Source organism: Actinomadura bangladeshensis, assembly GCF_004348335.1.
Lineage (GTDB): Bacteria > Actinomycetota > Actinomycetes > Streptosporangiales > Streptosporangiaceae > Spirillospora > Spirillospora bangladeshensis.
On the sequence record NZ_SMJW01000403.1, the window covers coordinates 1 to 4,548 of the forward strand.

Annotated in this window: 5 protein-coding genes; 4 read left to right on the top strand and 1 reads right to left on the bottom strand. The window is 70.8% G+C overall.

All coding sequences use genetic code 11. From position 1 onward, the window contains the following. Positions 1–846: phosphatidate cytidylyltransferase (locus E1284_RS38620; RefSeq protein ID WP_341770470.1), on the top strand; the 846-nt coding region annotated here is incomplete at its 5' end. 40 nt (positions 847–886) lie between these two features. Here E1284_RS38620 and E1284_RS38625 read toward each other — a convergent pair. Beyond that, positions 887–2,032 carry a suppressor of fused domain protein gene (locus tag E1284_RS38625; protein ID WP_131945092.1) on the bottom strand — a complete coding sequence of 382 codons (1,146 nt, stop codon included), beginning with the start codon at positions 2,030–2,032 and terminating at the stop codon, positions 887–889. Positions 2,033–2,146: 114 nt separating this feature from the next. Here E1284_RS38625 and rlmN point away from each other — a divergent pair, with 114 nt between their 5' ends. From rlmN to E1284_RS38640, 3 genes are all read left to right on the top strand, one after another. Further along, entirely contained in the window at positions 2,147–3,292 is a 1,146-nt protein-coding gene (gene rlmN, locus E1284_RS38630) for a dual-specificity RNA methyltransferase RlmN (protein WP_131945093.1), read from the top strand. A 57-nt stretch (positions 3,293–3,349) separates the two neighbouring features. After that, the gene (locus tag E1284_RS38635; RefSeq protein WP_131945094.1) at positions 3,350–3,853 is read left to right on the top strand and encodes a DivIVA domain-containing protein; all 504 of its coding nucleotides are present in this window, start codon (positions 3,350–3,352) and stop codon (positions 3,851–3,853) included. A gap of 59 nt (positions 3,854–3,912) precedes the next feature. Then, positions 3,913–4,548: DUF1963 domain-containing protein (locus E1284_RS38640; protein ID WP_165965599.1), on the top strand; the 636-nt coding region annotated here is incomplete at its 3' end.

Genomic DNA, 4,548 nt, shown 5'->3' on the forward strand with positions numbered 1-4,548 from the left:
GACGCGCCCCCCGAGGCTTCCGAAGGGAAGCGTGAGAGCAGGACGGGCCGCAACCTGCCGCTCGCCGTCGGCGTCGGCGTCGCCCTGGGCGCGCTGGTCCTGCTGTCGCTCTACACCGTCAAGGAGATCTTCCTTGGCGTGATGATCGTGTTCCTCTTCCTCGGCATGCGCGAGCTGACCGAGGCGCTCAAGAGCCGCGACATCCGCGTCCCGTTCATCCCGGTCGCGACGGGCATGGTGGGCACACCGGTCGTCGCGTACGTGTGGGGGCCGACCGCCGCGGTCGCCGCGGTGTCGCTGACGGTGCTCGCGCTGCTGATGACGCGGATGACCGAGGGCGCCGACGGATACGTCCGCGACGTCGCCGCCGGGTCGTTCGTGGCCGGCTACCTGGTGCTGATGGGCGGGATCGTCGCGCTGCTCATGCGGCCGGACGACGGAGACCACCGCATCGTCATCTTCATCGCGACGACCGTCGCCAGTGACATCGGCGGTTATTTCGCAGGGTCGTTCCTGGGCAAGCACAAGCTCGCCCCCACGATCAGCCCGAAGAAGACGTGGGAGGGCGTCACCGGTTCCGCCATCACCTGCATGGCCGTCGGCGGATGGCTGGTGTGGTGGCTGCTGGACGGCGGGCAGGTCTGGCAAGGCGTCATCATCGGCCTCGCCGCCGTGGTCACCGCGACCGCAGGCGACCTCGTCGAGTCGATGGTCAAGCGTGATCTCGGTATCAAGGACATGGGAACGCTCCTTCCGGGCCACGGCGGGGTGATGGACCGCCTCGACTCCCTGGTCGCGACGGCTCCCGTCGTGTGGCTTCTCTTGGAGCTCTTCCTTCCGACCTAGGACGCGGGCAGGCCGCTCCAGGGGCCCGCTCTAGCAGACCCTAGGAGATGACCCAGGAGCGGCCCTGCTGCGCGAGGCGCCGTACGAGCGCGTCCGATCCCTCGCTCTTCGCGTAGCGGTGCTCTTCACCGGTGATGGGCACGAGCCACAGCCACCGGACGGCGTCGCCGTTGAGCGTGAGCCCCGTCAGGGCGGGCGCCTCAGGGCCCGTCAGACGGTTCGGATCGTCCAGGAGCAGGACGCCTTCCCAGGACGACTCACCGCTGCCCAGCGGGAACGTCCGGGCCTCGTGGTACCACTTCACGACGTCGCCCGGAGCGAACCAGGTCACCGACCGCCACGGGTACTGCGCGAGCCAGGGGAAGATGCTGCCGGCCTTCTGGCTGGGGAGCGTGCTGGCGACGGCGAGTTCGATCCGTCCGTAAGGGGCGACGTCGTCTTCGTACAGTTCGACCGTGGGCATGCGCTGGCGGCTCATTCCGACGGTGCTCAACACCGTGAACTCCCGGCCGTCCTTCGCGGGACGCTCCGACACCCCTACCGTCGGGGCGACCCCCGCCCTGCCGCTCGCCAGTTGCCGTCCGACGTCGTGCCAGTAGTGGCCACTCGGGCCGAGCCATTGCAGCAGGTGGCCGAGCACCGACTGCTGGAACTCCGCCCAGGAGTCGTCGGCCCGGCACCGCTTCCAGTGCTCGCGCGCCGATTCGATGCGCGGCCCGAAGTCCTCGATCTCCTCGTCCAGGGGGAAGGCGAAGGGGCTCTGGCGGGTGGCGTCGCGCGCGTATCCGGGGATGCCGCGCCCCATGTCCGACCAGCCGGGGATCACGAACAGCGGGTCGCCGGCCTCCAGGACGGCGACTCCGTCGCCCTCCTCGAACCACACGACCTCCAGGGATTCGGTGTCCAACGCCTTGCGTCCCGCCGGATCGCGCAGGTGGGACTCGGGCAGGAGGGGCGGGCGGCCGGCGTCCAGCCGCGACTGGTCCAGGTCCCGCGGGGCCTTCCGGTGGTTCGCGACCCACGTGGCTCCGACCACCGAGTCGCGCGCGTCCTTCAGGTAGGCCGCGGTGACGTCGCCGTCGGTCTCGATGACGAGCCGCCGGCTGCCGTACGGACTCGCCGCGGCGTGGACGACCTTGGCCGCGGACCCCCGGGGAGAGGCCCCGCCCTTACGCAAAACCGACATGATCGAGACCTTAGTCGCACACAAGGTCATGTGCAGGAATGTCGCCCTACTGGTCAGGGCGTCCACCGGCGGACGGACGAGGCACGGGCCGGTGTTTGCGACACTGGAAGGACCATGTCTACGACCCAGCCCGCCGCCACCGGCACCGCGCCCAAGAAGACCCCGGCGAAGCTCGTCTTCGCCGCCCCGAGGCGCGGCAAGCCGCCGAGGCATCTCGCCGACCTGACCACGGCGGAGCGCCGGGAGGCGGTCGCCGCGCTGGGGGAGAAGCCCTTCCGTGCCGACCAGCTGTCGCGGCACTACTTCGCCCGCCTCGTGGACGACCCCGCCAAGATGACGGATCTGCCCGCCGCCGTCCGCGAACGCCTGGTCTCGGAGCTGCTGCCGTCGCTGCTGACGCCGGTCCGCGAACTGGACTGCGACGGCGGGACGACGCTCAAGACGGTCTGGAAGGCCTTTGACGGCGTCCTGTTCGAGTCGGTGCTGATGCGGTATCCCGACCGGGCCACGATGTGCGTGTCCTCCCAGGCCGGGTGCGGCATGAACTGCCCCTTCTGCGCGACCGGCCAGGCCGGGCTGACACGTAACCTCTCTACGGCGGAGATCGTCGAGCAGGTCGCCGCCGGCGCGCGCACACTCGCACGTGGGCGCATCCCGGGCGGGCCTGGGCGGGTCTCCAACATCGTCTTCATGGGCATGGGCGAGCCCCTGGCCAACTACAAGGCGGTCATAGGCGCCGTACGCCGCATCACCGACCCGGCACCGGCCGGCCTGGGCATCTCCCAGCGCTCGGTGACGGTTTCCACGGTCGGGCTCGTCCCGGCGATCGAGAAGCTCGCAGCCGAGGACATGTCGGTGCGGCTGGCGGTCTCCCTGCACGCCCCTGACGACGAACTGCGCGACGACCTCGTGCCCATCAACAACCGGTGGAAGGTGTCGGAGGTACTGGACGCCGCCTGGGCCTACGCCGACCGGAGCGGGCGCCGGGTCTCGATCGAGTACGCCCTCATCAAGGACGTCAACGACCAGGCGTGGAGGGCCGATCTTCTCGGCAGGCTCTTGCGCGGGAATCTCGTACACGTCAATCTGATCCCGTTGAATCCGACGCCGGGTTCCAAGTGGACCGCCTCCCGGCCGGAGGACGAGCGCGAATTCGTCCGGCGCCTGGAGGCCCACGGGGTCCCGGTCACGGTGCGCGACACTCGGGGCAGGGAGATCGACGGGGCCTGCGGGCAGCTGGCCGCGTCGACCAAGGACTGAGCGCGCCGCGGGCGTGCCCTGGCCTCCCGCGGGCGCGGGTGGAGGAGCACGGTACCGGTGAGGACGGGTGCGCGGTTGCCGGTGGCCTTGCGCGGCTATGACCGGAAGCAGGTCGACACCCTGCTGCAGCGGATCTCGCAGACGCTGGACGGCGGGCCGCCGGTCTCCGCGGAGGAGGTGCGCGGGACCCGCTTCGACATCGTCCTGCGCGGCTACGACAGCCGTGCCGTGGACGAGTTACTGCGCGAATGCCTCAGGGAGCTGCAGGCCAGGGCGCCGATCGCGGAACGTCCCGGACGGCCGCGCGCGCAACCCGCCTGGCTGATCAACTGGATTCAGAACGCCCGGTTCTCCGGCGCGGGCCTGCGCAGCGGCTACGACGTGCGGGACGTGGACGCGTTCCTGGACCGCGTGGTCGCCGGCCTGCGCGGGACGGCCCCGGCGGTATCGGCCCGCGACGTGCGGGAAAGCGCCTTCCGCGTCGTGCGGCTGGGTCCCGGCTACGACGAGCAGGAGGTCGACCGCTTCCTGGTTCAGCTCGCGGGCGCCCTGGAACGCTGAGTTATCCACAATTTCGCGGGATGCTGCGCGCAGCGGCCCGGCCGGGTCACGCTACGTGCATGGACTACTTCATCGCGCAGTTCCGCAGGCTCCGCGTCCTGTTCGACGCCTTCCTCGCGCCGGAGATCACGTCCGTCCTGCTGCCGCTGGCGAGACCGGCGCTGAGGCTCGGGACCGGCGACGGGGTACCCGTCCGCCTCGGCGGCGCGCCCCTCCTCCCATCGGACGAGCCATGGCCCGAGTGGAACGGCCGTCCCCTGGGCTTCCTCGGCGCGATCGACTTCGCCGCCTTCGCGCGCTTCGGCGAGATCCCCGGCCTGCCCACGTCGACCACCGCGTTCTACTACGCGACCGAGACCCCGCGCCCCTGGGGCGACGAAGCCGCACAGCGAGACGGCTGGCGTGTCTTCACCGGCACCCTCCAGACCGCCACGCCCAAGGCGACCCCCTACCCGGAGACCACCCTGTCCGCCTCCCCATTCCTCTCGCTGCCCTCACCCCAGGAGCCCGCCGTCCGGCGTGTAGAGACGATCTACAGCGGCATCCTCCCGGTCTACGCCCAACTGCACGCTGCCTGGACGCGACACACCTGGCAGGAGAACGCCCCGCTCCACCAGCTGGGCGGCTGGCCGGCCCTCGTCCAGCGCCCGGTCGGCCCCGACTGCCTGTACGCCTCGACGGGCCGCCCCCTGGAG

Excerpts from the sequence above, each read along its gene's own strand:
- E1284_RS38625 (WP_131945092.1), bottom strand. The coding sequence starts at position 2,032 with ATGTCGGTTTTGCGTAAGGGCGGGGCCTCTCCCCGGGGGTCCGCGGCC.
- rlmN (WP_131945093.1), top strand. The coding sequence starts at position 2,147 with ATGTCTACGACCCAGCCCGCCGCCACCGGCACCGCGCCCAAGAAGACC.